Consider the following 26097-nt stretch of genomic DNA (forward strand, 5'->3'; position numbering starts at 1 on the left):
GAGCGCTCTCGTATCACCCAGCATACGCGCGTCCTTCAGTCATTGGCAGGCGCTTCTCTGTGCGGACGCGCGCTTTTGCGTGCCCTGATCCGTGCCCCACTGAGGAAGCGTCGCAATGCCGGGTTGTCGTTGTGAGGCGACCAGATTGCGCTGAAGGGCAGTCGCTCGTCGAGAATCTCGACGAACGTGACGTCGGGGTAGCCGATTGTAGCGTCGGCGCTGGTGGTGACCGTCACGCCCATGCCCAGCCCGACGCAATGCATCAGGGCTTCGCGTCCGATATCGATCATCCGGATCGAGGGGCTATTGCCGAGCTGATAGAGTCGGGTGGTCAGGAAGTCCCGGATGTCGGGTCCAGAGTTTCGCGTGCTGACGATGAATTCAGCGTCTGCGAGCTGAGCCATCCTGCAACGGCCGTGCGCCGCATAAGGGCTACCGCTCGCGGTCGCGGCGAATACGCGGTCGATCCAGAGCTGCTCGGCATCGAGCCCCTGGTGGGGGACTGAACTCAGTTGAAACGTCAGATCCAGTTTATGGGCGAGGACCGCGGCCACGTGCTCGTTCGGCCCGCCCTCGACGAGATCGATCGCCACGCGTGGGTGGTCCGTGCGCCATGCCGCTAGCAGTTCGCGCACGAAGCCGGAGGCGATGGATGAGGTGATGCCGATCCTGACGCGTCCGGCCACCGCTTCACCCGCGGCCTGCGCATGCGAGACCGCCACGTCCAGTTGCGACAGCGAGGTGCGAACCTGTTCGAGAAAGCGTCCGCCCGCCGCGGTCAGCCGAACGCCATTGCGACCGCGCTCGACCAGAGAGACGCCAAGGCCGTCCTCCAGGCTCGCGAGCCGCCGGCTGACGATCGACTGCTCCATCCCGAGCCGCCGAGACGCACTCCGGAAACCGCCGGTTTCCGCAATGGCGACGAAGCAGCGGAGATCCTTGAGTTCCATTTACGCCTCTCCGGGCTGACACATCGGTGATGCGATTGCCGAGGTCGATGATGCTACCGAATCATCAGTCGGCACGCGACCGAATTGTTATCTGCACCATTATCTCTTGAACTGACCGGAGCGACTGGCCGCATGGGCCTCAAAATCAAACACATGGCGATGAAAGCAAGCGACGCGTCGTTTCGCGTTGTCTGCGTGGTCAAGGGACCTCCACTCACCGATCGCGATTGCTCGCCATTGCCGGACGCCGGCGATCTCCCCCGTCACGAACAGCCTGGTCGGGTGGCGACCGAAATCGAGAGCTTCGTCCACCGGCTGGCGGTCAGCACATGACCGCGACAACCATGACGGACACCGGCTGGAGCAGGTATCGCGGGCTGGTCGCCCTCGCAGTCGGTTACCAGTGGTTCTATAACGGAGCCAACTTCCTGGCTTTCAAGGTCGCCGGGAACGTCCTGCATCCGCTGATGGTGGCAACGCTGCGCTTTTCGATTGCGGCGCTGCTTCTGCTCCCATTCGCGTTGGTCCGTTGGCAAAGATCGCCGCCCTCGGCGCGCGAGTTGGGCGGCGCCGCGCTCATCGGCGTCATCATGCTCGTCGCCAGTCAGGCGCTGGCGATCTGGGGGACGCACTTTCTGCCAGCCGGAGTGGCCGCGGTGTTTGGGTCCGCGGCACCGCTCTTCCTGGCGCTGTTCGCCTGGGGCCTGTTCCATCAGCCGCTGACGCGCCGTCAGGTCGCCGGCGTCGCCATTGGTTTCCTCGGCCTTGTGCTGATGGGCTGGACGTCCGCCACCGGAGCCGAGTTCCGACCGCTCGGCGCGGTGCTCACGCTCACAGCGGCCGCGGCCTGGGCGGCAGGGTCCTTACTCGCGCCGCGGCTGACGCTGCCGCGCGATCCCGTGATCGGCCTCACGACGCAGCTGGCGGCCGCCGGCCTGGTGCTCGGAGCGATCGTCACGGTATCGGGGATAACCATCAGGACTGACCTATCGCGCATGCCCCCGGCAGCTTGGGGTGCGCTGGCTTTCCTGGTCGTGGCAAGCACGCTGGTCGGGTATGCCGTCTTCCTGACGCTCAACGCCAAGGTCTCACCGACGCTCGCCAACACTTTCAATTACGCCGCGCCAGTCATCGCCCTGTGTCTCTCCGCGCTGCTGTTGCACGAGCCCCTCACGGTCGAGAAGCTTTTGGCAGGCGGGATCGCATTGGGGGGCGTCGCCTTGATGATCGATCGCAAGGCGCCCGGCGCGCGCCAACCCGGCCGTCCAGCAAACACATGAAGGACGGCCTAATCACACCGGCGCCGATCGCCTTGCTCGAGCGCGAACTGGACGATCTGCGAGCATGTGACGCGGACGCGTTCACCCAAGGCCGATACGGTCCGGGACTGGTCGCAGGCGCGCCGCTCGCCGATGTCCGGGCATTCCCCAGCACCCAAACAGCGTCAGCGCTCGGTGAGCGCTTCACGTTCCGGAACGTCTGAACTCAACCGAAGTATTCGACCATGACAGATCCACTGCAACCGATCAGTTCTGGGGCCGGACCAACGCTCCACCAACGCACTTTCAGTTCGCCTCGTCAGACCACGCACTACATCGAGTGCGGGCAAGCCGACGCACCGTTGATGATCTTCCTCCATGGCTGGCCGAGCATCAGTTTGATGTGGCGCGCTCAGATGGACGCGTTCGCCGCCGATGGTTGGCACTGCGTCGCTCCTGATCTGCGCGGCTTCGGCAGTTCTTCCGCGCCCGCGGCCAACGAGGCCTACACCATCGAGGAAGTCGTGGCGGACATGGCGGAACTCCATGACCACCTTGGCGGCCGGCCTGCGATCTGGGTCGGTCACGACTGGGGCTGTGTTGTGGTCGGTGAATTGGTCGCGCATCAGCCCAAGCGCAGCCGTGGTGTCGTGCTGACCTCGCTCGCGTATCAACCCGCCGGGCACGCCCTGCACACAGTCGTCCCGCTGGTCGACCGAACGATCTATCCGGCTGACCAATATCCGGATGGCCAATGGGACTACTACCGCTACTACACGACGCACTTCGAGGCCGCAGTTGCCGACCTCGATGCTGACCTGGCAGCATCGTTGGCGTCGATCTTTCGGCCAGGCAGCGCCGCCGGCATCAACAAGGTTTCGCCGAATGCGATGGTCACACGCAACGGAGGGCGCTTTGGCGCCGCGCACCGTGCCCCGCCGACTGAGCCTGATCCGGCTCTCTGGCCGCCAGCCGACTTCGACGTGCTGGTGCAGGCATTCAAGACTCACGGCTTCCGTCCATCCTGCGCGTGGTACCTGAACGACGACGCCAACATCGCCTACGCGCGCAAGGCGCCCAACGGCGGCCGCATCGCGCAGCCGGTGCTGTTCGTCAACGGCGACTTTGATCAGATCTGCACCATCATTGGAAATCGCCAAGGCGATCCGATGAGCGCGGCCTGCCCGGACCTTACCGTGACGAGTATACCCGCCGGGCATTGGCTGCCGCTGGAACGCAAGGCAGAACACATCGAGGCGATCCGCACCTGGCTCCGGAACAAAAAGCTCTGATGGCACCACGAGAGAAGTGGAATCCTTCCTGCGGGGCGGTCGCCCACGCTGGATCAGCCGCTCTCCTCGCTGTTTTGAGGTCGACCAACCGTATCCCCGTGAGCCAATTATAGTATGGTCCTGACACAAGACCTTGCACTGCCGGCGGGCAAAACACGCGACCAGTGGGTCAACGCGCGGCAGCGAAAACATTCCACTTTACCGAAATTCGGAAATGACGTATGTGTCGCCTCAACCCGGCCCAAGGAAGAGGGGCGTATCGCGATCGTCACGAACGCGGGCCGGGCGGCGGTGGACGCTGATGGCATCGGCGCGAAGGGTTTTGCAGGGCGGGCAACCGTGAGCAAGGCGCCTCGCGCACACGACCGGTGTGATCGGCGTACGGCAAAATCGTGTGGTCCTGGCGCCCGGGGTCTGTGCGCCAAGTCTTGTGGTGATGTGTATTGCTCAACCGGGCAAGCGCATCAGTCATCCGCAAGGCGACGGGGGCAATAGTGCAACGCTCCCCGGGGAGAGCGCGACATAAGCCGTAAAGCCACTGCGCAGGGAAGGCCGGGCTGTCCTGGCTACACCTGTATGCCGCTGTGCAGCTTTTTGTTACGCAGAATTCGCACAGTGGACCGCGGGTGCCAGCAGGCGCCCGGCCTTCCCTGCGCCCTCTTTCATTCGAGGGTGAAGCGATCAACAAAGCTCGGGCGAAATGCGCCGCGAGGATGCGATCCCATGTCAGTCATTCGACAAAGCTCTCGTGCCCCGGACGCTGCGCAGCCTCTCTTCGACGGTGCGCTGCAAAGCCGGGGCCCATGCATCAGCGAGTGCGCGGCTTCCCGGGTCCCGGCTCTGCGCAGCAGCGTAAGAACGTTGCGGCGCGTCCGGGACACGGAGGGAGCGAGCGCGTCAGAAGCGCCTCACAGATACCGCGTCAGCTCGGCCTTGACCTGCCCGTAGACGGCGTCCTCGATCTGGCTGCGCGTGATCCCGATGTCGCGCAGGGCGCGGTCGTCGAGGTCGCTCAATGTCTTGACGGCCGAGCGGCGCTCGAGGCTGTTGAAGAGCGCATAGGCGCCCTGGGCGAGGATGCTGAAAAATCCGCCCGTCGAGGAAGGGCGTAAATTCCGCCCGGCAGTTTGTGAGATCGTGGTCATGTTTCTTCTCCGGCCTGGTGGTCCGCGCGGCGAAGCGAATGCCGTTGGCGCAGACGCGTAAGCGCTTGCACCTCATTTGCCGTCGGATTGCTCTCGCTCTCCTCGGCTCAATCGCGGACCTTGATGGAACTTAAATGCTCCAGTACACTACTCGGAGCAAGTGAAACATTGCTCTCGGTGCAATAATGTCCAAGTTCGAGTACGTGAAGCTTGCCGATGCCATTGCCTCGGATATCTCTAATGGCACGTTAAGACCTGGCGATCGGCTGCCGCCGCAGCGCAATTTTGCCTATGACCGCGGCATCGCGGTCTCGACCGCGAGCCGGGTTTATACGGAATTGCTCCGCCGCGGGCTCGTCGTCGGCGAGGTCGGCCGCGGCACCTTCATCTCCGGCGACATCAGGCGCGAGGTCGAAGCATTGAGCGAGCCGCGCGATGCGCGGATCGATTTCGAGGTCAATTATCCGCTATTGCCGCAGCAATGGGCGATGATCGCCAAGAGCCTCGCGGGGCTGGAGCGCGTCGACGCGCTGGAATCCGCGCTGCGCGTTTCGACCAGCACCGGCACCAAGAGCGCGCGCAACGCGGCTGCCGCCTATCTCGCGCGCAAGGATTTCGTGCCGCAGGCCGAGCAGATCGTCTTCACCGCCAACGGCAAGCAATCGCTCGCCGCCGCGCTCGCGGCACTCGTCCCCACCGGCGGCCGTTGCGGCGTCGAGGCGCTGACCTACCCTTACGTCAAGAGCATCGCGGCGCGGCTCGGCATCACGCTCGTCCCGATTCCCATGGACGAATTCGGCGCACGTCCCGATGCGATCCAGAAAGCGCATCGCGAGGCGCATCTGTCGGCGCTGTATCTGCAGCCCATCATCCAGAACCCGCTCGGCGTCACCATGAACGCGACGCGGCGCGCCGACATCATGCGGGTCGCCGAGAAGCTCGACCTCACCATCATCGAAGACGCCGTCTACGGCTTCCTCGCCGACGACACGCCGCTGGCTGCGCTCGGGCCGGACCGCTGCATCGTGATCGACAGCCTGTCCAAGAAGGTCGCGCCGGGCCTCGCGCTCGGCATCCTCGTGGCGCCGCCTCGCTTGCGCGAGAGCGTGATGAGCGCGGTCCGCACCGGCGGCTGGATCGCCTCGGGCCACGCGCTCGCCTCCGGACAACGGCTGATGGCCGACGGCACCGTCGCCGAGCTGACGCGGCTGAAACGCATCGACGCCTCGCGGCGGCAGCAGACCGCGGCAAGGCTGCTCGCCGGCTACCAGATCGCCGCCGACACCCGCTCGTATCATCTCTGGCTGACCCTGCCGCCACACTGGCGCTCGCAAACCTTCGTCGCCGCCGCCGCGCGGCGCGGCATCGCGCTGACGCCGTCCTCCACCTTCGCGATCGCCCACGGCCATGCACCGAACGCGGTGCGCCTCGCCCTCGCCCCGCCCACCTTCGAGCAGCTCGACTCGGGCCTGCGCACGATCGTCTCGCTGCTCGGCACCAAGGAAGAGGATTTCGACTCGACCGAGTAGCGATTGGCCGTAGCGATCGGTCTAGGGCAGCAACGCCTTCGGCACCTGATCAAAGCTGTAGCTCTGCGGTTGGTTGCGCCGGACGAAGCCGCCGACCTGCCAGGCGAACAATGCGGCAAAGCCGATGATGAACAGCGCGCCGGCGAACTCGCCGATGACAAGCGCCCGGATCAAGAGGCCCGCCATCGCCACCGTCAGCACCGCCAGCGATGCCAGCACCGCCGCATAGGCTGTGCGGCCGAGCCCGGCGGTCAGCGTTGCGTGGCTACCCGCTTTCGCCATCCGTGCGTGCAGCGCGACGATGAACGCGCGAAAACCGTTGTCCTGCGGCGCCATCAGCGCTGCGGTCTGCCAGCTCGTCGACAGGATCGCGATGCGGCGGCCGCTGGCGTGTGTGACATCGGCGCGAAAGCGGTGCTGCTGCATCGACACCGGGCGGAACGACAGCCGGATCGCGCTGATCTCGTCGTAAGGCCACAGGCCGGATCGGCCGCCGATGTGCCAGGACAGCCCCTGCTCGGTCAGCTCGAAGCGATGTGCCGAGCCGATCAGCGACGCCCTGTAGGCGTAGCTCGTGACCGACCCGGTCTCAGCTTCCGAACCCTGCATCCCGACAATCGACCCCGTCCGCCATCCCGCCTGCGATCCGCTTGCGCGATCGCCCTCGCCCATCCTACAAGCGGGCCATGGCTGAGACGACCTTTTTTCCGCGCCGCCTGATTCTCGGCGCCGCAATGATATCAGGCGTGCTGCTCGCGCTTGCGGTGCACATGCTGGGCGCGCGCTATGGGCTCGACCTCGGCGGTCTCTGGCGCTCCGACACGGCCGAGTTCATCCCCGCGGGCGCTGCGATCGCGTGGTGGCTGATCGCGACGGTCGGCTTCTCCGGCGGCTATTTCACGGCGACGCTGATGCAGAGCGCGGTCTCCGGCCAGATCCCGCAACGGATGCGGCAGTTCCTGATCGCGGTCGGCGTGCTGCTGCTTGCGGGTGCGGGCCAGGTGGCCTCGGCGCCGAGCCCGGTCCCGACCGTCTCGGGCGTGCTGGCCGGGCTCGCCGCGCTGTGCCTCGGCGCGGTCATGGCATTCTGCGGCGCCCATTTCGCCCTGCGCCGCGGGTAAAAAACCTTAGGCTGAGGCCAGCAGCCGCGGGCGGTTCAACATCACTGCCACGTCGGAGGCGGGCCGCGGCTTGCTGAACAGATAGCCCTGCGCCTGGGTGCAGCCCTCGCGCCTGAGCAGCTCGAGCTGCGCGTCGTTCTCGACGCCTTCCGCGGTGGTGACGATGCCGAGGCTGCGGCCGAGACCGGTCACGGCGCGGATGATCGCCATGGAATCCTCGCGCGTCGCCAACTCCGACACGAAGGAGCGGTCGATCTTGATCTTGTCGAACGGGAAGCTGCGCAGATAGCTCAGCGACGAATAGCCGGTGCCGAAATCGTCCAGCGAGATGCGCACGCCCATGGCGCGCAGCTCATGCAGCGTGGCCAGCGTCGCCTCGCTGTTCTGCAGCAGCACGGATTCGGTGATCTCGAGCTCGAGACGGCGCGCGTCCAGTCCCGAGGCGGCGAGCGCTGCGATCACGGAGGCGATCAGGTTCGGATTCTTGAACTGCACCGGCGACAAATTGACGGCGAGATCGACATCGTCCGGCCAGGTGGCGGCATCCGTGCAGGCCGAGCGCAGCACGAATTCGCCGAGCTGGAGGATCAGTCCGGTCTCCTCGGCCAGCGGAATGAAATCGATGGGTGCGATCAGGCCGCGCTGCGGATGGTTCCAGCGCAGCAGCGCCTCGAAGGCGACGACGCGGCCGCTGGCGACATCGCGGATCGGCTGATAATAGGCCTCGAACTCGTCGCGCTGCAGCGCCGCGCGCAGGTCCATTTCCAGGAGGCGCCGCGCCTGCGCGCGCGCATCCATGCCGGTCTCGAAGAAGCGATAGGTGCCGCGGCCGTCCGCCTTGGCGCGGTAGAGCGCGAGGTCGGCGTTTTTCAACAGCTCGTCCGGATTGCTGCCGTCCTGCGGCGACAGTGAGATGCCGATCGAGACGCCGATCACGATCTGATGGTCGTCGATCTCGTAGGGCGCCGAGATCGCCTCGACGAGCCGGCCGGCAAGCGATCTCGCAGCGGTCTCCTCGGAACGACCGATCTGGACCACGGCGAACTCGTCGCCACCCAGTCGGGCCACGGTGTCGTTCTCGCCGACGGCGGCCGTCAGCCTGCGGCCGACCTCCTTCAGCAGCGCATCGCCGATGGGATGGCCGAGCGAATCGTTGATGTCCTTGAAGTGATCGAGATCGAGACAAAGCACCGCGAGCTGATCGCCCGACCTGGTCCGGCGCAGTCCCTGCTCGAGCTGCTCGTGGAACAGCACGCGGTTCGGCAGGCTTGTCAGCGCGTCATGGCGCGCCATGTGCGAGATCTTGGCCTGCGCCTCCAGCCATTCGGTGATGTCCTCGAAGGTCGCGACCCAGCCGCCGCTCTGCATCGGCTGGTTGACCACCCGAATGGAACGGCCGAACCGGTTGACGACGTCCGTCGTGGTGCGGCCCTCGCGCGCGTCGGCGACGAGGCGGGCGAAGAATTCATCGGCGTCGCCCTGCCACTCGCCCTTGGCCTGCTCCTCCCTGAGCACGTCGACCAGCAGGCGGCCGGTCAGCGCGACGTCGGTGCGACGAAGCATGGCTGCGTAGCGCTCGTTGAACAGCATGATCTTGCCGTCGGCATCGAACATGCAAAGACCCTGCGACATGTTCTCGAGCGCCGTATCCAGCACCATCTGCTGGGCGCCCAGTTCGCCCCTCGCGCGGCGGTCGAGCAGCGCGGCCACGAGCGCGATCGCGATGATCGCAACCGCGGCGCTGGCGGTGAGGAAGGACAGCGAGGCCGGCGGAATCGAGAGGCCACCGATCGCGAGCGTCGGATCCGGCGTCAGCACCACCGCGCCCATGGCGGTGAAATGATGCGCGACGATGGCGACCGTCAGCAGGACCATCGCCGTCAGTGCATGGAAGAGGTCGTCGCGCCGCACGGCCACGAGCAATGCAAGCGCCGCAAAGACGATACCCGACAGCACCGAGACGGCGACCGTGCTTCCGATCCAGTGCACCCGCGCCGGCATCTCCAGCGCCGCCATGCCGGTGTAATGCATCGCCGCGACACCGCCGCCGACGATGGCGCCGCCGAGGACGATCCACACCGCGCGCGAGGACGCCACGGCGATGCTCAGCCCCACGAAGGTCACGGAGATCGCAAAGATCAACGACAGGATCGTCACTGGAATGTTGTAGGCACCGGCGCCGCCCGGTCCGTAGGCGAGCATCGCGATGAAATGCGTCGCCCAGATGCCGCAGCCGCTGACGGCCGCGTCGAGGCCGAGCCAGGTCAGGCGTCCGACGCCCTGAGTCGCCCGCGCCCGGTGGAACAGGCTGATCGCGGCCGCGCTGGCAAGCAGACACACCGCGCCGGCGAGCACAACGAGCCGCCAATCGTGCTCGTCGGTGAGACAGTAGAGAACTTGATGCATTGCGGGCCTCTGATGGACCCGCACATGGCCTGACAATAATGGACAGGTGGTAACTGGCTACGCGCCAGCTTCGGCAATGGTGAACGGAAGCTGTGTCCATTCACTCGGATTGTTCATCCCGCCCGCGAACACCGGGACCGATCATGATGGACGGCTCCCGTGGTCAGGGAAGCGCCGCGCGGATGACCGCGCGGCGCTTCGATCACGACACCTTACATTAGCTTGCCGCGCGCAGGTTCACCTTGCTCTCGGCCAGTGCTGTCAGCTTCTGGTCGGTTGCCTTCTCCTCCTCAAGCGTCTTGGCGAGCACACTGGCGCAGTCGTTGCGGCCGAGTTGCTTGGCCCAGGCGATCAGGCTCCCATAGCGCACGATCTCGTAATGTTCGGCGGCCTGCGCCGCGTTGATCAGGGCGGCGTCGAGCACCGCCTTGTCGGCGACTTCGCCGGCGGTCTCCTCGGCTTCCTCGATGATGCCGTCGATCGCCGGACAGTCGACTGCCTTTGCGGCGACGCCGTGCATCTTGAAGACCTCCTCCAGCCGCGCGACGTGCTGTTTCGTTTCCTCGAGATGCGTCAAAAAGCCCTGTTTCAACTGCGGATCGGTGGCCTTGCTGGCCATCTTCGGCAGCGCCTTGGTCAGCTGCTGCTCGGCGTAATAGATGTCCTGGAGCTGGTGCACGAACAGGTCGTTCATGGTCTTGATGTCTTTTGTGAACAGTCCCATCGTTCCGTCCTCTTCCGATTTCTGGAACACGAAGTCAGCGGCTTTGCCAGAAAGCCGCTTGTTCCGCCGTGTCCGGTTGCTGATGGGGCCCAACGAGCGCGCGGCATCGGCGTTCCAAAAAGACCCATATGGCTTGCGCTGGAACAATGCGGCCGGCGTCGGGATCGAAGATCGTGTCGACATACGACATGCGTGAGCCGGACCGGGCTCACGACTCATATGCTTAACGCGCCAGCGATGTGAACCGCGTATGACAAAGGGGCCGGTCCGGCGCAGAACCTATTGTTGTCAAGGGCTGCACAAGCCGCTGATTATGCCTTAAATGATCTGGATCATGCCTAGCGATCGATGCCTGCCTTTGGCCATGATCGCACCCGACCGGCCAATGTCTGGCCCGGACGGTCTTTGCCCCCGCCGGGAGGATGAATGCACGGACTGCTGCCAGCGCTGAAGCGCGGGTTCAAGAGATGGATCGGCTGGCGACGCCTTGGAGTTGCCGCGAGCATCTTCATCATCGCCTTCGCGATCACCTCGCTGGTGCGGACCCTCAAGGGCATCGATACCGGGGTCATCCTGACCGCGTTAACCGAGATTCCCCGCGGGAGCATCGGGCTGGCGGCGATCTGCGTGTTCTTCGCGTTCTGTACGCTGACCTTCTACGACTTTTTTGCACTGCGAACGATCGGCAAGAAGCACGTGCCGTACCGCATTGCGGCGCTCTCCAGCTTCACGTCCTATTCGATCGGCCACAACATCGGCGCCACGGTCTTCACCGGGGGCGCGATCCGCTTCCGGATCTATTCGGACTATGGGCTGAACGCGATCGACGTCGCCAAGATCTGTTTCCTGTCGGGCCTGACCTTCTGGCTCGGTAACATCTTCGTGCTGTCGATCGGCATGGCGATCCATCCCGATGCGGCGTCCTCGATGGATCAGCTCCCCTCCTCGATCAACCGGCTGATCGCGCTTGGCGGGCTTGCCTCGATCGGCGCCTACCTGGTCTGGCTCGTGATGGGCGAGAAGCGGCGCGAGCTTGGCCAGAAGGGCTGGAAGGTGGTGCTGCCGTCGGCACCGCTGACGCTGGTCCAGATCCTGATCGGGGTGGTCGATCTCGGCTTCTGCGCCACGGCGATGTACCTGCTGATGCCGGCCAACCCGCCAATCGACTTCATGTCGCTGGCCGTGGTGTTCATCCTGGCGACGCTGCTCGGCTTCGCCAGCCACGCCCCCGGCTCGATCGGCGTGTTCGATGCCGCCATGCTGCTGGCGCTGCCCGAATTCGGCCGCGAGCAGCTGCTGGCGACGCTGCTGGTGTTCCGCATCCTCTATTTCGTGATCCCGTTCGGCCTCGCCATCTCCATCATGGGCGCGCGCGAGCTCTGGATGAACGTGGTCGAGCCCTGGCAGGAGCGGCGGCGGTTGGCGGAGGCCTGCGCGCAGGCCAATCTGCCAAAGCAGGTGGCAGCAATGGAGCGCGAGCGGACGCTGCGGCAGGCCAGCAAGCGGTAGGCCACGATCTCGCCCCGGAGGGGTTGCAGGCGGCAGAGCAATGCTCTCTTATTTCCGCCTCAACTTTGCCGTTGAAGACGCGGGCCATGATCCCTTCATTCCTTCGCACCCTCTCCGCAGGCGCCCTGTTGCTTGCCGGGATTCTGATTGCCATGCCACCGGAGCGCGCCAGCGCTCAGGATTCCGGCGCCCTGCAGATCAATTGGGAGGTGCGCAACCGCTTCCGGCTGTTCCGCGAGGAGCGCGACTTCCTGCTCCATGTCGAGAACGCCCGCAACCGCAGCATCCTCGCCGCCGAGCAATCGCTGGAGCTCCAGAGCGAGGGCCGCGGCTGGGCCCGCAACATGGTCAATCGGCTCTGCATCGACCTGCAGGGCCGGGTCAACCAGCCCTGCACTCGCGACAATACCAAGGAAAACTACCTGACCCCGATCGACCATCCCGTCACCGTGCGCCTCGTCGGCGCGGTGCCGGTCGGCGCCACCTGCGCCTGGTCGTTCGACGACGGCGACGGGCCTCAGCAATCGACCTTCGACTGCGCCGAGCCGATCAATCTGCGCGTCCGCTACGGCAAGCAAACGGTCGCGACCGTCGACGTCTCCTCCGGCTCCGATCCGACCCAGCGCGTCCAGACCGAGATCCAGGTCCGCGACATCTTCATCGCCGGCCTCGGGGACAGCATCGCCTCCGGCGAAGGCAATCCGGACCGGCCGCTGGCGCTGTCGGACGAAGGCTTTTGCTTCCGCTCCTATCTGGGCACCGCCGGCGCGCAGTACTACCGGCCGAGCCGCCACGGCTTCAAGGGCGGCCGGGCCTGCGAGGCGCCGGATACGCTCGCCAACTGGCAGCGCTACAGCGCGCTCTGGTTCAACTCGCCGTGCCACCGCTCGCTCTACAGCTACCAGACCCGCACCGCGCTGGCGCTCGCGGTGCGCTACACCCACATCGCCGTGACTTATCTTCCGCTCGCCTGCACCGGCGCCAGCATCAGCGACGGGCTGCTCGGCTCGCAGCGTGCCCGCGAATGCCCGCCCGGCAAGACCGGTGTCTGCAACACCAGCGTGAACGCCCAAGTCGCCGAGTTGCGCGAGGCGCTCACCGCGGCGAAGAAGCGCCAGCCCGACCGCACGCTCGATCTCGTGCTGCTGTCGGTCGGCGCCAACGACATCTATTTCTCCGGTCTCGTCGCCGACGTGATCGTCGAGACCGCGACCGAGCGGGCGCTGTTCCGCCGCTCCGGCGTGATGGCGACCGTCGACGATTCCCGCGACGCGCTAGCGCGCGAACTGCCGCAGAATTTCGTCAAGCTGCGCGAGGCGCTGAAGCCGCTGGTCGGCGGCGATCTCTCGCACGTCGTCTATGTCTCCTACGCCAACCCGGCGCTCGCCGAGGGCGGCGTGCCATGCCGCGGCGGCAAGGCCGGCTTCGACATCCATCCGGCCTTCAATGCCGATCCGCAGCGCCTGGCGCGCGTATCGACCTTCGTCGACACCGAGTTCCTTCCGCAGCTGAAGGGGCTCGCCACCTGCACCCGCGGCGCGCTGTGCCGCGATCCCGAAGCCGACCGCATGACCTTCGTCGACGCGCACCAGGCAGCATTCGCCGATCACGGCTTCTGCGCCCATTCGGGCAACGACCCCGAATTCGACCGCAGCTGCTTTGCCGAGAACGGCCAGAGCTTCAATCCTGACATCGTGAGCGCGGCGAGTCAGCCGATGCTGTGCGGCCGCGGCGCCTCGGAATATCGCGCCTATTTGCCCCGCGCGCGCTGGATCCGCGACGCCAATGACAGCTATTTCGCCGCGATGACTTATCCGCAAGGATTGCCGGCGGCGAGCCAGCCAACCGACATCCACGACGCCACCTGGGGCGTGCTCTCGGCCGTCTATGGCGGCGCGGTACATCCGAGCGCGGAAGGGCATGCGGCGATGGCGGATGCGGCGCTGCCGGCCGCGAGCACCGTGCTCGGGCTGGACGCTGCGCCGCCAAATGTGACGCGCGGGTTTCTGCCGCAGCTGTTGCCGGGCGCGCAACAGTAGTCGGGCGCCTTTGCTTCGGCGCGACGGCTGGGGAGTTCAGCCAGAAATGAAATCGTGGTCGACGCCCCGGCCGTGCCAGTAACGCATCTGCAGCCGCGGCGCGATTTCCCAAGCGATCGCAACTGAGGCAATTGCGCTCAGGACGATCATGACCGGGATGTAAAACGAGGCCTCATCACGAAGGGGACTGAGCAGGATCCCCAGCATGCCTGCACCGAACAGCACAGCCTGCGCCATCATGAACACCATGGCCGAGATTTGAAGACGAGCGGGCATTTCAATCACCGTAGCTGTTTCGACTTGAGGTAATCCGCCGGGCGCAGAGATGTTCCCAAGCGCGGCAAAGCTGGCCGCCGTCACCATCCAGCGACCGCCGCGACGCGACGAAATGCGGCCCAGACAGCGGTGGCACCGCCGCACCACAAAGCACCTAGCGCTCTGCCCGATCGATCCAAAAACGGCATCAATCGATACTCTCTTGAACTTGGACACTTTGCCGCGCGCGACTCTAGGAGTCGTCGGGAGAAGACATTCGAGTTCGGCAACCTCTCCTCGATCAGCACCCGGGGCCAACGCGCTGGTGGCCGCATTCGCTTATCTCGTGGTGGTCGGCAAGATCGAGCGGGTGGTGCTCAAACGTTCCTCCTGAGCGTTCCGGAGTGATCGGAGCAGGACAGGCAACTCAACGGCGGCCCAAAAAGCCGCCGTCTTTGTTTTAGGGGTGATCGATGCTAGAAGTGCCGGGGAAACGCCTTATCCATCTAAGGCATGTATCGATGTTCGACCTCAACCAACTCCGCTGCTTCGTCACGGTAGCGGAGGAATTGCATTTCGGCCGCGCCGCGACGCGGCTGAACATGACCCAGCCGCCACTGTCCCGGCAGATCCAGGTGCTCGAGCACATCATCGATGCGCCGCTGCTGGAGCGCACCAGCCGCTCGGTGCGCCTGACCCCTGCCGGGCGCAGCTTCCTGCCTGAGGCGCGGCGCATCCTCAAGCTCGCCGAAAGCGCCTCGCAGGTCGCCCGCCGCATCGCGCTCGGCAAGACCGGGTCGCTGAAGATCGGCTTCACCGCGGCCGCGGCTTATGGCTTCCTGCCCGAGCTCGTCGCGGCCTGCCGCGCCAGGCTGCCGGAGGTGGATTTTTCCCTGAAGGAGATGGTGTCGGGCGACCAGTTCGAGGCGCTGACCTCGGGCCAGATCGACGCCGGCCTGCTCAGGCCGCCGATCGCGCGGCCCGAACTCACCAGCCGCCGCGTCGTCGCCGAGCCCCTGCTCGCCGCGATTCCGAAGAAGCATCCACTTGCGAATGCCGACAGCATCACCATCAAGGATTTCGACGACCAGCCCTTCGTGATGTATTCGCCCTATGAGAGCCGCTACTTCCACGATCTCCTGGTGGCGCTGTTCACCCGCGCCGACGTGCTGCCGCGCTATGTCCAGCATCTCAGCCAGATCCACTCGATCCTCGCCATGGTGCGCGCCGGCCTCGGCCTTGCCATCGTGCCGGCGGCGGCGGCGAGCCTGAAGATTTCCGACGTGCGCCTGCGCCCGCTGAAACTGCGCACGCGCGTCCCCGTCGAGCTGTTCATGGTCTGGCGCCGCGACGACGAGAATCCGCTGCTGTCGGCGCTCGTCAAAATCGCCGGCGAGCTGGCCTCGGCGGAGCCAACGGAAGATTGATGCTGATTTCGCATCGGTCGATATAGGGTTTGGCTTGGACCCGCATCGAACGGTCTCCTAAACCACGGCGCATGGACGCGCAGATGTCGGTGGCGTCCTCCACAACACGCGATGACGGAGCAGCGCCCGTGAGCAAGATGACCCCGCAGGAAATGGCCCAGAAGATCGGATCGGGCCTCCTCTCCTTCCCCGTCACGCCCTTCAAGGCTGACTACTCCTTCGACGAGGCGACCTATCGCGCCAACATGGACTGGCTGTGCGGCTATGATGTCGCCGGCCTGTTCGCCGCCGGCGGCACCGGCGAGTTCTTCTCGCTGACGCCGACCGAGGTCCCTGAAGTCGTCAGGATCGCGGTCGACGAGACCAAGGGCCGCGTGCCCGTGCTCGCCGGTACCGGCTACGGCACCGCGATCGCCCGCGAGATCGCTGTTGGTGCCGAGAAGGCCGGCGCCGACGGCCTGCTGCTGCTGCCGCCCTATCTCACCCATGCCGAGCAGGACGGCCTTGCCGCCCATGTCGAGGCGGTCTGCGCCGCCGTGAAGATCGGCGTCATCGTCTACAACCGCGACAACGCCATCCTGCAGCCCGACACGCTCGCCCGCCTCGCCGAGCGCTGCCCGAACCTGGTCGGCTACAAGGACGGCATCGGCGACATCGAACTGATGACCCGCGTCCGTACCAAGCTCGGCGATCGCCTGACCTATATCGGCGGCCTGCCGACCGCGGAGACCTTCGCGCTGCCCTATCTCGACATGGGCGTGACGACCTATTCCTCGGCCGTGTTCAACTTCGTTCCGGAATTCGCCACCAATTTCTACGCCGCGGTGCGCAAGCGCGACCATGCCACGATCCAGGCCGGGCTGAAGGACTTCATCCTGCCGCTGATCGCGATCCGCAATCGCAAGAAGGGCTATGCCGTCTCGATCATCAAGGCCGGCATGAAGGTGATCGGCCGCGATTCCGGCCCGGTCCGCCCGCCCCTCACCGAGCTCACCGAGCAGGAGAGCGCCGAAGTGACCGCGCTGGTGAACAATCTGCCCGCCATCCGATCGACACAACAAGCGGCAGAATAAGAACGACAACAGCGAGGAGCAAGCGATGGCCCTGACCGAGAGTTCCGGCGCACCTGTCGTCACGGCGATGCAGGTGATCCCGGTCGCGGGCCGCGACAGCATGCTCCTCAACCTCAGCGGCGCGCACGCGCCGTTCTTCACCCGCAACATCGTCATTCTCACCGACAATGCCGGTCACACCGGCGTCGGCGAGGTGCCGGGCGGACAGAAAATCTGGCAGACGCTGCAGGACGCCCGCGATCTCGTGATCGGCAAGACCGTCGGCGCGATGAACAACATCCTCGCCGACGTCCGCACCGCCTTCGCCGACCGCGATGCCGGCGGCCGCGGCAAGCAGACGTTTGATCTTCGCGTCATGATCCACGCGGTCACGGCGATCGAATCCGCTCTGCTCGATTTGCTCGGCCAGCATCTCGACCTGCCCGTTGCCGCGCTGCTCGGCGAGGGCCAGCAGCGCAACAGCGTCGAGACGCTCGGCTATCTCTTCTTCGTCGGCGACCGGCGCAAGAGCAAGCTCAACTACGTCAGCGGCGAGACCGGCAAACCTGAATGGTTCAACCTTCGCCATCAGGAGGCGATGACGCCGGAGACCGTGGTGCGGCTCGCCGAAGCCACCCACGACCATTACGGCTTCGCCGACTTCAAGCTGAAAGGCGGCGTGCTTCGCGGCGAGCAGGAGATCGAGGCCGTCACCGCGATCGCAAAGCGTTTTCCGGACGCCCGCGTGACGCTTGACCCCAACGGCGCCTGGTCGCTCGACGAGGCGATCAGCCTCTGCAAGGACATGCACGGCATCCTCGCCTATGCCGAGGACCCCTGCGGCGCCGAAGGCGGCTTCTCCGGCCGTGAGATCATGGCCGAGTTCCGCCGCGCCACGGGGCTGCCCACGGCAACCAACATGATCGCCACCGACTGGCGCCAGCTTTCCCATGCGCTGCGGCTCGGCGCGGTGGACATTCCGCTGGCCGATCCCCATTTCTGGACCATGCAGGGCTCGGTGCGGGTGGCCCAGACCTGCCGTGACAACGGCCTGACCTGGGGCTCGCACTCCAACAACCATTTCGACATTTCGCTGGCCATGTTCACCCATGTCGGCGCCGCCGCACCCGGCAAGGTCACCGCGATCGACACCCACTGGATCTGGCAGGACGGCCAGGCCCTCACCAAAGAGCCGCTCCAGATCAAGGGCGGCAAGATTGCCGTCCCTGATAGCCCGGGCCTGGGTATCGAGATCGACAGGGCCGCCATCGATGCGGCGCATGACCTCTACAAGCAGCATGGACTCGGTGCCCGCGATGACGCTATTGCCATGCAGGACCTGATCCCCGGCTGGACCTTCGACGACAAGCGTCCCTGCCTCGTTCGCTAAGAAACTCTGGAGGAATACATGACTGCGATCCTGAAGAACTTCATCGGCGGCGAATGGGTCGACGGCTCCGGCGTCACCAGGAACATCAACCCCTCCAACACCAACGACGTCGTCGGCGAATACGCCAAGGCCGACAAAGCGCAGACCGAAAAAGCGATCGCAGCCGCCAAAGCCGCCTTCCCCGCCTGGGCGCAGTCGACGCCGCAGGCGCGCTATGACGCGCTGAACAAGATTTCCCTCGAGATCCTCGCCCGCAAGGAAGAGCTCGGCCGCCTGCTCGCGCGCGAGGAAGGCAAGACACTCCCCGAGGGAGTCGGCGAGGTCGCACGCGCCGGCCAGATCTTTGCGTTCTTCGCCGGCGAGGCGCTGCGTCTGATCGGCGAAAAAGGCGCGTCCGTGCGTCCCGGGATTGACGTCGAGCTCACGCGTGAGCCGATGGGCGTCGTCGGCATGATCACGCCCTGGAATTTCCCGATCGCGATCCCGGCCTGGAAGATCGCGCCCGCGCTCTGCTACGGCAACACCGTCGTGTTCAAGCCGGCCGAGCTGGTGCCGGGCTGCGCGCATGCGCTCTCCGAGATCATCGCCAAGTCCGGCATCCCTGCCGGCGTCTTCAACCTCGTGGTCGGCTCCGGCTCGGTGGTCGGCCAGACGCTGCTCGACCATCCGGACGTGGCCGCGATCTCCTTCACCGGCTCGGTGCAAACCGGCCGCAAGATCGCGCAGGCCTGCGTGCTGTCGAACCCGATGAAGAAGTTCCAACTGGAGATGGGCGGCAAGAATCCGCTGGTCGTACTCGACGACGCCGACCTCAAGACCGCCGTCGAGGTCGCCGTCAACGGCTCCTATTTCTCGACCGGCCAGCGTTGCACGGCTTCGTCCCGCCTGATCGTCACCGAAGGCATCCACGACCGCTTCGTCGCGGCCATGGCCGAGCGCCTGAACGGCCTGTCGGTCGACGACGCGCTCAAGGCCGGCGTGCATATCGGCCCTGTCGTGGACCAGAGCCAGCTCGACCAGGACCTGCGCTACATCAAGATCGGCCAGGACGAGGGCGCCAAGCTCGCCTTCGGTGGCGAGCTGCTCAAGCGCGAGACGCCCGGCCATTACCTGCAGCCGGCGCTGTTCACCGAAGCCAACAACAACATGCGCATCGCGCGTGAGGAGATCTTCGGGCCCGTCGCCGCCGTCATCCGCGCCAAGAACTACGAGGAAGCGCTGGCGATCTCCAACGACACCGAGTTCGGCCTCGCCTCAGGCATTTGCACCACCAGCCTGAAATACGCCTCGCACTACAAGCGCAACAGCGAGTCCGGCATGGTGATGGTCAATCTGCCGACCGCCGGCGTCGACTATCACGTGCCGTTCGGCGGCCGGAAGGGCTCGAGCTACGGCGCCCGCGAGCAGGGCTCCTACGCGCGCGAGTTCTACACCACGGTGAAGACGGCCTATACGTTTCCCGGCTGATAGGTTGATATCGTAGGGTGGGCAAAGCGAAGCGTGCCCACCGCTTACGTTCGGTGTGAAGCATGGTGGGCACGGCGCGTTGCGCCTTTGCCCACCCTACGACTTCAGCTTCTGAGGCAAGAGCAGATGGACCAGGACGTCGCAGCGAAAGAGCAGCCCCGCTACATCAAGCTCAACGAGCGCGACAATGTCGCGATCGTGGTCAATGATTTCGGGCTTCCCGCCGGCTCGCGCTTTGCCAGCGGACTGACGCTGCGCGCCTTCGTGCCGCAGGGGCACAAGACGGCGCTGGTCGACATCGCGCAGGATCAGCCGATCATCCGCTACGGCGAGATCATCGGCTACGCGCTCTCCCCGATCCTGGCCGGCGAATGGGTCGACGAGGCCCGCATCCGCATGCCGGAGGCCCCTGACCTCGACAAGCTCGAGATCTCGACCGCGGTCCCCGCGCCGCTGCCGCCGCTCGACGGCTTTACTTTCGAAGGCTATCGCAATCCTGACGGATCGGTCGGCACGAAAAACATTCTGGGCATCTCCTCCTCGGTGCAATGTGTCAAGGGCACGATGGAATATGCGGTGAAGCGCATCCGCGCCGAGCTGTTGCCCAAATATCCCAACGTCGACGACGTGGTGCCGCTCACCCATGCCTACGGCTGCGGCGTCGCCATCAATGCCCCCGACGCGGTCGTGCCGATCCGCACGCTGCAGAACATCGCGATCAATCCGAATTTCGGCGGCGAGATTCTGGTCATCAGCCTCGGATGCGAAAAGCTCGCACCCGAGCGCCTGGTGCCGGAAGGCGTCAGCGACGCCATCGTGCGCATGCAGGACGAAGCCTTCGACGGCTTTGGCGCCATCGTCGATGCGATCATGACGCAGGCGGAAGCCCGCCTGAAAATCCTCAACAAGCGCACCCGCGAGACCTGCCCGGCTTCCGATCTCGTCATCGGCCTGCAATGCGGCGGCAGCGACGCCTTCTCCGGCGTCACCGCCAATCCCGCCGTCGGCTTTGCCGCCGACCTCCTGGTGCGCGCCGGCGCCACCGTGATGTTCTCGGAAGTGACCGAGGTGCGCGACGCCATCCAGCTGCTCACGCGACGCGCGATCAATCAGGATGTCGGCCGCGCGCTGGTGCGCGAGATGGCCTGGTATGATTCCTACCTCGCGCGCGGCGGTGCCGACCGCAGCGCCAACACCACGCCCGGCAACAAGAAGGGCGGCCTCGCCAACATCGTCGAGAAGTCGCTGGGCTCGATCGTCAAGTCCGGCTCCTCCGCCATCACCGGCGTGCTCTCGCCCGGCGAGAAGGCGACGCAGAAGGGCATGCTGTTCGCGGCAACGCCAGCCTCGGACTTCATTTGCGGCACGCTCCAGCTCGCCTCCGGCATGACGCTGCAGGTGTTCACCACCGGCCGCGGCACGCCCTACGGCCTCGCGGCGGCGCCCGTGATCAAGGTCGCGACCCGCACCGAGCTCGCCCGCCGCTGGAAGGACCTGATCGACTTCGACGCGGGCGGCATCGCCACCGGCGAAAAGACCATCGAGGAGACCGGCTGGGATCTGTTCCGCCTCATCCTCGATGTCGCCTCCGGCCGCACCAAGCCATGGTCGGACCGCTGGGGCATCCACAACGATCTCACGCTGTTCAATCCGGCGCCCGTGACCTAACGCGCAGCGGCCTTCGCGAAACCGTCCGGAAACATTGAGGCGGAAAATTTCGTCGCCGTTTCGCCCTGTCGCATCACGCAATCAATAGGTTCGCCGGCGGACACACGAATGTTCGCACACCCGCGAACCTGTTCCGGCATCGCCACGACCAAACCTCCGATTGACATCTTCAACGGAGATTTTCCAATGCGTGTTCTCACGATGATTGCCATCGCCAGCGCCGTGATTGCGAGCCCGACCGGTGCTTTCGCGAGTGAGCTTCCGTCTTACGAAGTGCAGTCGTTGCCGATCTCGGCGACGCAGGTGCAGGTGCTCGGTGGCGCCGGCGTCGAGGAGCAGTCGACCGCGCCCGCGATGATCGTCGCCGGAATGCCCGCCTCGCCCGCGCAGGTTTCGGTGCTGTCGCCGCGCGTGAAGCGGCTTGCGAGCGCGGGGTCGGGAAGCGAAGCGCGTTAAGCCTCATAGCTTGCGGCGCCGGCATCTGATGCGGGCGCCGTCAGCGTTTTCAGGTCATACTGCCCGGCATAAAGCAACGCACCCGCGGATGGCCGTCGATATAGTGCTTCCACACCATGGTGCGGCCGATCTTGTTCGGCTCGGTGATGACGGCACCGTCGGGAACGACAACCCATTCGTCGTCGATGTGGACGCGAAAGCGGCCATGATCGGACTCCCAATCGACGTCGGCGATGACGTAACCGTCGGCATCACTGCAGCATTGGCCGAATTCGCTGTGCAGGCTCTCGAACCAGGGCTTCAAGGGCGAGTTGGCGAAGCGCCCGTCGTCTCGTGCCGGCGCTGACGTCGGCAGGAGCGCTACCAGGCTCAACGCAGTCAGGAAGGGCGCTGCGCGCAATCCAGTAAGTCGCGATCTCGGAAGTGGCATGTTGTCTCCGCGGGTCGACATGATCGCCGCGTGGGACAAGAGAGGCCGCCCGCCTTTCGCAGTTCGGCGAAAGGCGCAAAGGGTAGCGACTCACTCCCCCAGCAGCTTTGCGGAAAGTTATGCAAATCCGGCGCCAGTACGCATTCCGGGCGACTACTGGAATGGGGCCCTGGCGCATTCGCCTTTCGGCGGAGATGGCCGTCGCTGAATTTCAGCCCTCCCCGCCGGCACGCGGAATGACGACGATGTGTGGAGCTATCGCCGATCAGGCGGCCAAGCGTTCGACGGACACTCTTACTGCTTCGGCGCCGGCGCCATCATCATGCCGCCGCCCTTCTTGGCCGCGGGTGCCGGCGGTTTGGTGGCCGCAGCCTGCGCGGGCAAATATTTCGCGACGATGGCGGGATCGACCTGGGCGATATTGGTGTCAGGCAGGCGCGTCCAGGTCTCGTCCTTGCCGAGCAGCGCAATGCCGAGATAGCCGCGCAGGGTCAGGGTCTGGCCATCAGGACTGACCTTCATGTTGGCCTTCCAGATCTGGCCGTCGCGCGGATTGAGAACGTTGCCGCCTTCGTACTTCAATCCCTCGCGCTTCATGTTGCGGACGAAGGAGATGCCGAGCACCGGCGCGTTCTTGCGATCGTCGGTGCACTTGGCGCAGATCTCGTTCGGATCGTCGCCGGGCCGCGGGAAGGTCTTTGCGATCACGCCTTCGAAGATGCCGTTGTGGTCGACGAAGAGAAACCATCCGACCGTCTTGCCGTCTTCGACCTTCTGCCAGAGGCCCGCCGCCGTGGGCTCGGCGGTTTGCGCTGCAGACGGCGTCACCATCGCGAGCGACAATGCCAGCGCGAGAAAGGGAAGCAGTCGAGAGCTGGAAAAATTCCGCATTAGATCACCTTGTTATTCCACGACCGGAATGGCCGCAGACTACGGCGATTTCGCGAACGGTTCCAGCACCAGAAACATGGGGCGTTGCCCTCTCGGCCGGCCGCCGTCAGTTGACACCGAGCTTCTTTTGCAGGCTGGAGGACGAGGTCGTGTACTGGAACACGAGCCGCTTCTCCGGATAGACGTAGCGATGGGCTTTTTGCGACATCAGCGCGCCCTCGTGGAAGCCGCACAGGATCAGCTTGATCTTGCCGGGATAGGTGTTGATGTCACCGATCGCGAAGATGCCGGGAACATTGGTCTCGAACGCGGACGTCTCGACCGGCACCAGATTGTTCTCCAGCGCAATGCCCCAGTTGGCGACCGGGCCTAGCTTCATGGTCAGCCCGAAGAACGGCAGCATGGTATCGCAGGCCATGTCCGTCACGCTGTTGTCGTTGCCCTTGATGGTGGCACCGGTGAGCTTGCCTTCGGCGCCGGAGAGCGCGGTGACCTGGCCGAGACGGAGATCCATCTTGCCGCCGGCAACCAGCGCGCGCATCTGCTCGACGCTGTGGGGCGCGGCGCGAAACTCGTCGCGCCGGTGCAACAGCGTGATGCGCTTCGCAATCGGATGCAGGTTGAGCGTCCAGTCGAGCGCGGAATCGCCGCCGCCGACGACCAGCACGTTCTTGTCGCGGAACGTCTCCATCTTGCGCACGGCGTAATGGACCGAGGTGCCTTCATAGGCCTCGATGCCCGGCACCGGCGGACGCTTGGGCTGGAACGAGCCGCCGCCGGCCGCGATCACCAGCACCTTGCATTCGAACACCTTGCCCGCATCAGTCGTGCAGCGAAACAGGGGATCGCCGATCTTCTCGACAGTCTCGACCATCTCGCCGAGATGGAAGGTCGGATGGAACGGCTTGATCTGCTCCATCAGCGCGTCGGTGAGGCCCTGCCCCGAAACCTGCGGAATGCCGGGAATGTCGTAGATCGGTTTTTCCGGATAGAGCTCGGCGCACTGGCCGCCGACCTTGTCGAGGATGTCGACGAAATGCGTCTTCATGTCGAGAAGGCCGAGCTCGAAAGCGGCGAACAGACCGCAGGGGCCGGCGCCAATAATCAGCACATCTGTTTTGATCGCGTCGCTCATGTCGTCTCTTTGGCTGTCGTTATCTGTTGGACGGCGCCCGGCGGGCAGAAGTGACCCTGCCTGTCTAGCCAACGGGGATGGATCAGGGAAGGCATAAAAGCGGGAGCGCCCCGCTGCCGCACCCACTTGCCGGAGCAGGATAACTGGGCTGTAACGAGCAGGATATGACGGAGATCAATCGGTGAACGCACCAAGCCGCCTCGATACGACGCCGCGCCTGGAGGACTATCCCTTCCGCCTCAGCGACAACGTCCGCTTCGGCGATCTCGATCCCAACCAGCACGTCAACAACGCGGTCTACGCCACCTATTTCGAGACCGGCCGCGTCACGCTGATGAAGCTGCCCGAGTACGGGCTGACGCCGCCAGGGCTCGCCTGGATCATGGTGCGGCTCGACATCCATTTCCGCGCCGAGCTGCACTGGCCGAACACGATCGAGCTCGGCCTCGGCGTGGTGAAGCTCGGACGGACGTCGGTGACCTTCGAGCAGGTCGTATTCTCGCAAGGAAAGTGCATCGCCTCGGCGATGTCGGTCGGCGTCATGCTCGACGAGGCGACGCGGCGGCCAGCGCCGCTCAGCGCGGAGATCGTCGAGAAGCTCAGACCCTGGCACAAGCGCGGCATCGAGGTCGCGACGCCGAACATCTAATTCAGTCTAGAAGAGGCAGGCCTGCGAGGATCAGGCTTGCAAGGATCAGGCTTGCAAGGATCAGGCTTGGCGTTCCGGCGTCGCCACGACGAGACCGTCGAGCTCGTCGGAGACCTTGATCTGGCAGGACAGGCGCGAGTTCGGGCGTACGTCGAAGCCGAAGTCGAGCATGTCCTCTTCCATCGGCGTCGGGCTGCCGACCTTCTCGCGCCAGGCTTCGTCGACATAGACGTGGCAGGTCGCGCAGGCGCAGGCGCCGCCACATTCGGCCTCGATGCCGGGAATGCTGTTGCGGATCGCGGCTTCCATCACGGTTGCGCCGTTCTCGACTTCTACCGTGCGGGTTTCGCCCTTGTGGTCGACAAAGTGAATCTTGGCCATGTGTGCTCGTGCTGCCGCGGTGCTGGGAATGAAGGAGGGTCCGGGCTGTCCTATAACGGGTCGATCATGCCGGCGCCATAGGGTTTTAAGGCGAAGTGAATCCCGCTTTGCGGGAAGAAAACGCGTCAAAACAAGAGACTACAGTCCGGCTCGGCCGCGTGGCCTCAAGCCTTCAGGATCGCCTCGATGGCGGCGCGGGCCTCGGTCACCGCCTCTTTCAACGCGGCGAAGGCGTGGCGCTGGTCATGGCCGGACTGGATCGCGATCTCCAGGCTTGCGGCGGCATCCGCCACCGCGAAAGCGCCGATCCCGCGGGCCGAGCCCTTGAGCTTGTGGGCCAGTGCGCCCGCCTCGGCCGGCAGCGCCGCCATCGCCGCGACCAGGCGGACTGCCTGCTCGGCAAACATGGCCAGCACTTCCTGTTCCAGCTCGGCGTCGCCGAGCGTCATCCGGGAGAGATGGACGAGGTCGAGCGGGCTGTCGATGGGTGCAAGCGGGGGCGAGGGCATCCAGTCCATCCGTTGCAGTTCAGGCATCATGGCGCAGGCCCCGGCATCGCGCGACGGTTCCGCCGGTTCGGCGGCAAGTTCGCCTCACCCAAGCATGGAAATGGTTAACGAAATGTTCGGGGTCTCAAACGCAAATCCGCCGGCTTGTTGACGAAAAGTTGCCGCAATCGGCCGAGTCCGGTGGAGAATTGCATTTATTGCTAAGGCGTTACGGCGCGATCCTGTTAACGATGATTAAGATTGTCTTAATCGCGGGCATTTCATTCGCGACGCTCTGCCAATAGGATGTTTCGGAAATTGGCGGACAAGCCGTCCGGGTGGGGACGGCTCGGAGACCCGCGCAAGCGGCATGATCCGGTCTGTGGGCTTGCGCAGCGCGCAGGGCTCGCGGGGGGACGCGTACAAGTAACGAG

The 26097-nt window shown here is 65.1% G+C and carries 25 protein-coding genes; 14 read left to right on the plus strand and 11 right to left on the minus strand.

Translation table 11 applies throughout. From position 1 onward, the window contains the following. Positions 1–35: 35 nt before the first annotated feature. On the minus strand, positions 36–950 hold the full coding sequence (locus tag CIT39_RS23495) for a LysR family transcriptional regulator (RefSeq protein WP_094972361.1): 915 nt from the start codon (positions 948–950) through the stop codon (positions 36–38). Between the two features lie 132 nt (positions 951–1082). Here CIT39_RS23495 and CIT39_RS23500 point away from each other — a divergent pair, with 132 nt between their 5' ends. The 3 genes from CIT39_RS23500 (at position 1083) to CIT39_RS23510 (ending at position 3501) form a co-directional block, all read left to right on the plus strand. Then, complete coding sequence (locus CIT39_RS23500) at positions 1083–1283, plus strand: hypothetical protein (RefSeq protein ID WP_094972362.1); 201 nt, start codon at positions 1083–1085, stop codon at positions 1281–1283. Further along, on the plus strand, positions 1280–2230 hold the full coding sequence (locus CIT39_RS23505; RefSeq protein WP_094972363.1) for a DMT family transporter: 951 nt from the start codon (positions 1280–1282) through the stop codon (positions 2228–2230). The genes CIT39_RS23500 and CIT39_RS23505 overlap by 4 nt, the downstream gene beginning before the upstream one ends. Before the next feature lie 224 nt (positions 2231–2454). Continuing rightward, positions 2455–3501 carry an alpha/beta fold hydrolase gene (locus CIT39_RS23510; RefSeq protein ID WP_094972365.1) on the plus strand — a complete coding sequence of 349 codons (1047 nt, stop codon included), beginning with the start codon at positions 2455–2457 and terminating at the stop codon, positions 3499–3501. 908 nt (positions 3502–4409) lie between these two features. Here CIT39_RS23510 and CIT39_RS23515 read toward each other — a convergent pair. Further along, positions 4410–4646 (minus strand): DUF1127 domain-containing protein, encoded by a 237-nt coding sequence (locus tag CIT39_RS23515; protein ID WP_094972366.1) that lies wholly within the window; start codon positions 4644–4646, stop codon positions 4410–4412. 185 nt (positions 4647–4831) lie between these two features. On the opposite strand from CIT39_RS23515, the gene CIT39_RS23520 reads away from it, so the two are divergent. Continuing rightward, entirely contained in the window at positions 4832–6175 is a 1344-nt protein-coding gene (locus CIT39_RS23520) for an aminotransferase-like domain-containing protein (protein WP_094972367.1), read from the plus strand. A 21-nt stretch (positions 6176–6196) separates the two neighbouring features. On the opposite strand, the gene CIT39_RS23525 is transcribed toward CIT39_RS23520, so the two are convergent. Next, entirely contained in the window at positions 6197–6784 is a 588-nt protein-coding gene (locus tag CIT39_RS23525) for a hypothetical protein (RefSeq protein WP_094972368.1), read from the minus strand. A 77-nt stretch (positions 6785–6861) separates the two neighbouring features. Here CIT39_RS23525 and CIT39_RS23530 point away from each other — a divergent pair, with 77 nt between their 5' ends. After that, positions 6862–7296 carry a hypothetical protein gene (locus CIT39_RS23530; protein ID WP_094972369.1) on the plus strand — a complete coding sequence of 145 codons (435 nt, stop codon included), beginning with the start codon at positions 6862–6864 and terminating at the stop codon, positions 7294–7296. A gap of 6 nt (positions 7297–7302) precedes the next feature. Here the strand turns inward: CIT39_RS23530 and CIT39_RS23535 are convergent, their stop codons facing one another. Further along, positions 7303–9702: a bifunctional diguanylate cyclase/phosphodiesterase gene (locus CIT39_RS23535; RefSeq protein WP_094972370.1), complete on the minus strand. Its 2400-nt coding sequence runs from the start codon at positions 9700–9702 to the stop codon at positions 7303–7305. Between the two features lie 217 nt (positions 9703–9919). Further along, positions 9920–10426 (minus strand): YciE/YciF ferroxidase family protein, encoded by a 507-nt coding sequence (locus tag CIT39_RS23540; RefSeq protein WP_094972538.1) that lies wholly within the window; start codon positions 10424–10426, stop codon positions 9920–9922. Positions 10427–10852: 426 nt separating this feature from the next. On the opposite strand from CIT39_RS23540, the gene CIT39_RS23545 reads away from it, so the two are divergent. Next, positions 10853–11935, plus strand: a complete 1083-nt coding sequence (locus CIT39_RS23545; protein WP_094972371.1) for a lysylphosphatidylglycerol synthase transmembrane domain-containing protein — start codon at positions 10853–10855, stop codon at positions 11933–11935. Between the two features lie 86 nt (positions 11936–12021). Then, positions 12022–13974 carry an SGNH/GDSL hydrolase family protein gene (locus tag CIT39_RS23550; RefSeq protein WP_094972372.1) on the plus strand — a complete coding sequence of 651 codons (1953 nt, stop codon included), beginning with the start codon at positions 12022–12024 and terminating at the stop codon, positions 13972–13974. Between the two features lie 36 nt (positions 13975–14010). Here CIT39_RS23550 and CIT39_RS23555 read toward each other — a convergent pair whose 3' ends face one another. After that, complete coding sequence (locus CIT39_RS23555) at positions 14011–14337, minus strand: hypothetical protein (protein WP_244637398.1); 327 nt, start codon at positions 14335–14337, stop codon at positions 14011–14013. Between the two features lie 413 nt (positions 14338–14750). Between CIT39_RS23555 and CIT39_RS23560 the strand changes: the two genes are divergently transcribed. The 6 genes from CIT39_RS23560 to CIT39_RS23585 all read left to right on the plus strand — a co-directional run bounded on the left by CIT39_RS23560 (position 14751) and on the right by CIT39_RS23585 (position 21689). After that, the gene (locus CIT39_RS23560; protein WP_094972373.1) at positions 14751–15656 is read left to right on the plus strand and encodes a LysR family transcriptional regulator; all 906 of its coding nucleotides are present in this window, start codon (positions 14751–14753) and stop codon (positions 15654–15656) included. A gap of 128 nt (positions 15657–15784) precedes the next feature. Continuing rightward, the gene (gene kdgD / locus CIT39_RS23565) at positions 15785–16729 is read left to right on the plus strand and encodes a 5-dehydro-4-deoxyglucarate dehydratase (protein WP_094972540.1); all 945 of its coding nucleotides are present in this window, start codon (positions 15785–15787) and stop codon (positions 16727–16729) included. Between the two features lie 25 nt (positions 16730–16754). After that, positions 16755–18098 (plus strand): glucarate dehydratase, encoded by a 1344-nt coding sequence (gene gudD / locus CIT39_RS23570; protein ID WP_094972374.1) that lies wholly within the window; start codon positions 16755–16757, stop codon positions 18096–18098. Between the two features lie 18 nt (positions 18099–18116). Beyond that, a complete protein-coding gene (locus tag CIT39_RS23575) occupies positions 18117–19565 on the plus strand; it encodes an aldehyde dehydrogenase family protein (protein WP_094972375.1) in 1449 nt (482 codons plus the stop codon). 126 nt (positions 19566–19691) lie between these two features. Next, the gene (garD, locus tag CIT39_RS23580; protein ID WP_094972376.1) at positions 19692–21233 is read left to right on the plus strand and encodes a galactarate dehydratase; all 1542 of its coding nucleotides are present in this window, start codon (positions 19692–19694) and stop codon (positions 21231–21233) included. A 186-nt stretch (positions 21234–21419) separates the two neighbouring features. Further along, positions 21420–21689 (plus strand): hypothetical protein, encoded by a 270-nt coding sequence (locus CIT39_RS23585; RefSeq protein ID WP_162308639.1) that lies wholly within the window; start codon positions 21420–21422, stop codon positions 21687–21689. Positions 21690–21738: 49 nt separating this feature from the next. On the opposite strand, the gene CIT39_RS23590 is transcribed toward CIT39_RS23585, so the two are convergent. From CIT39_RS23590 to CIT39_RS23600, 3 genes are all read right to left on the minus strand, one after another. Then, positions 21739–22119: a hypothetical protein gene (locus CIT39_RS23590; protein WP_244607440.1), complete on the minus strand. Its 381-nt coding sequence runs from the start codon at positions 22117–22119 to the stop codon at positions 21739–21741. A 294-nt stretch (positions 22120–22413) separates the two neighbouring features. Further along, positions 22414–23010 carry a DUF2147 domain-containing protein gene (locus CIT39_RS23595; protein ID WP_094972379.1) on the minus strand — a complete coding sequence of 199 codons (597 nt, stop codon included), beginning with the start codon at positions 23008–23010 and terminating at the stop codon, positions 22414–22416. 106 nt (positions 23011–23116) lie between these two features. Then, positions 23117–24145: an NAD(P)/FAD-dependent oxidoreductase gene (locus tag CIT39_RS23600; protein ID WP_094972380.1), complete on the minus strand. Its 1029-nt coding sequence runs from the start codon at positions 24143–24145 to the stop codon at positions 23117–23119. Positions 24146–24326: 181 nt separating this feature from the next. On the opposite strand from CIT39_RS23600, the gene CIT39_RS23605 reads away from it, so the two are divergent. Next, the gene (locus CIT39_RS23605) at positions 24327–24794 is read left to right on the plus strand and encodes an acyl-CoA thioesterase (protein ID WP_094972381.1); all 468 of its coding nucleotides are present in this window, start codon (positions 24327–24329) and stop codon (positions 24792–24794) included. A gap of 60 nt (positions 24795–24854) precedes the next feature. On the opposite strand, the gene CIT39_RS23610 is transcribed toward CIT39_RS23605, so the two are convergent. Both CIT39_RS23610 and CIT39_RS23615 read right to left on the minus strand, forming a co-directional pair. Beyond that, positions 24855–25175, minus strand: coding sequence for a 2Fe-2S iron-sulfur cluster-binding protein (locus tag CIT39_RS23610; protein ID WP_027560383.1), 321 nt, complete (start codon positions 25173–25175; stop codon positions 24855–24857). Positions 25176–25339: 164 nt separating this feature from the next. After that, on the minus strand, positions 25340–25714 hold the full coding sequence (locus CIT39_RS23615; RefSeq protein WP_094972382.1) for an Hpt domain-containing protein: 375 nt from the start codon (positions 25712–25714) through the stop codon (positions 25340–25342). Positions 25715–26097 lie beyond the last annotated feature (383 nt).

The sequence above is a fragment of the Bradyrhizobium symbiodeficiens genome (genome assembly GCF_002266465.3).
In the GTDB taxonomy this organism is placed as follows: Bacteria; Pseudomonadota; Alphaproteobacteria; order Rhizobiales; family Xanthobacteraceae; genus Bradyrhizobium; species Bradyrhizobium symbiodeficiens.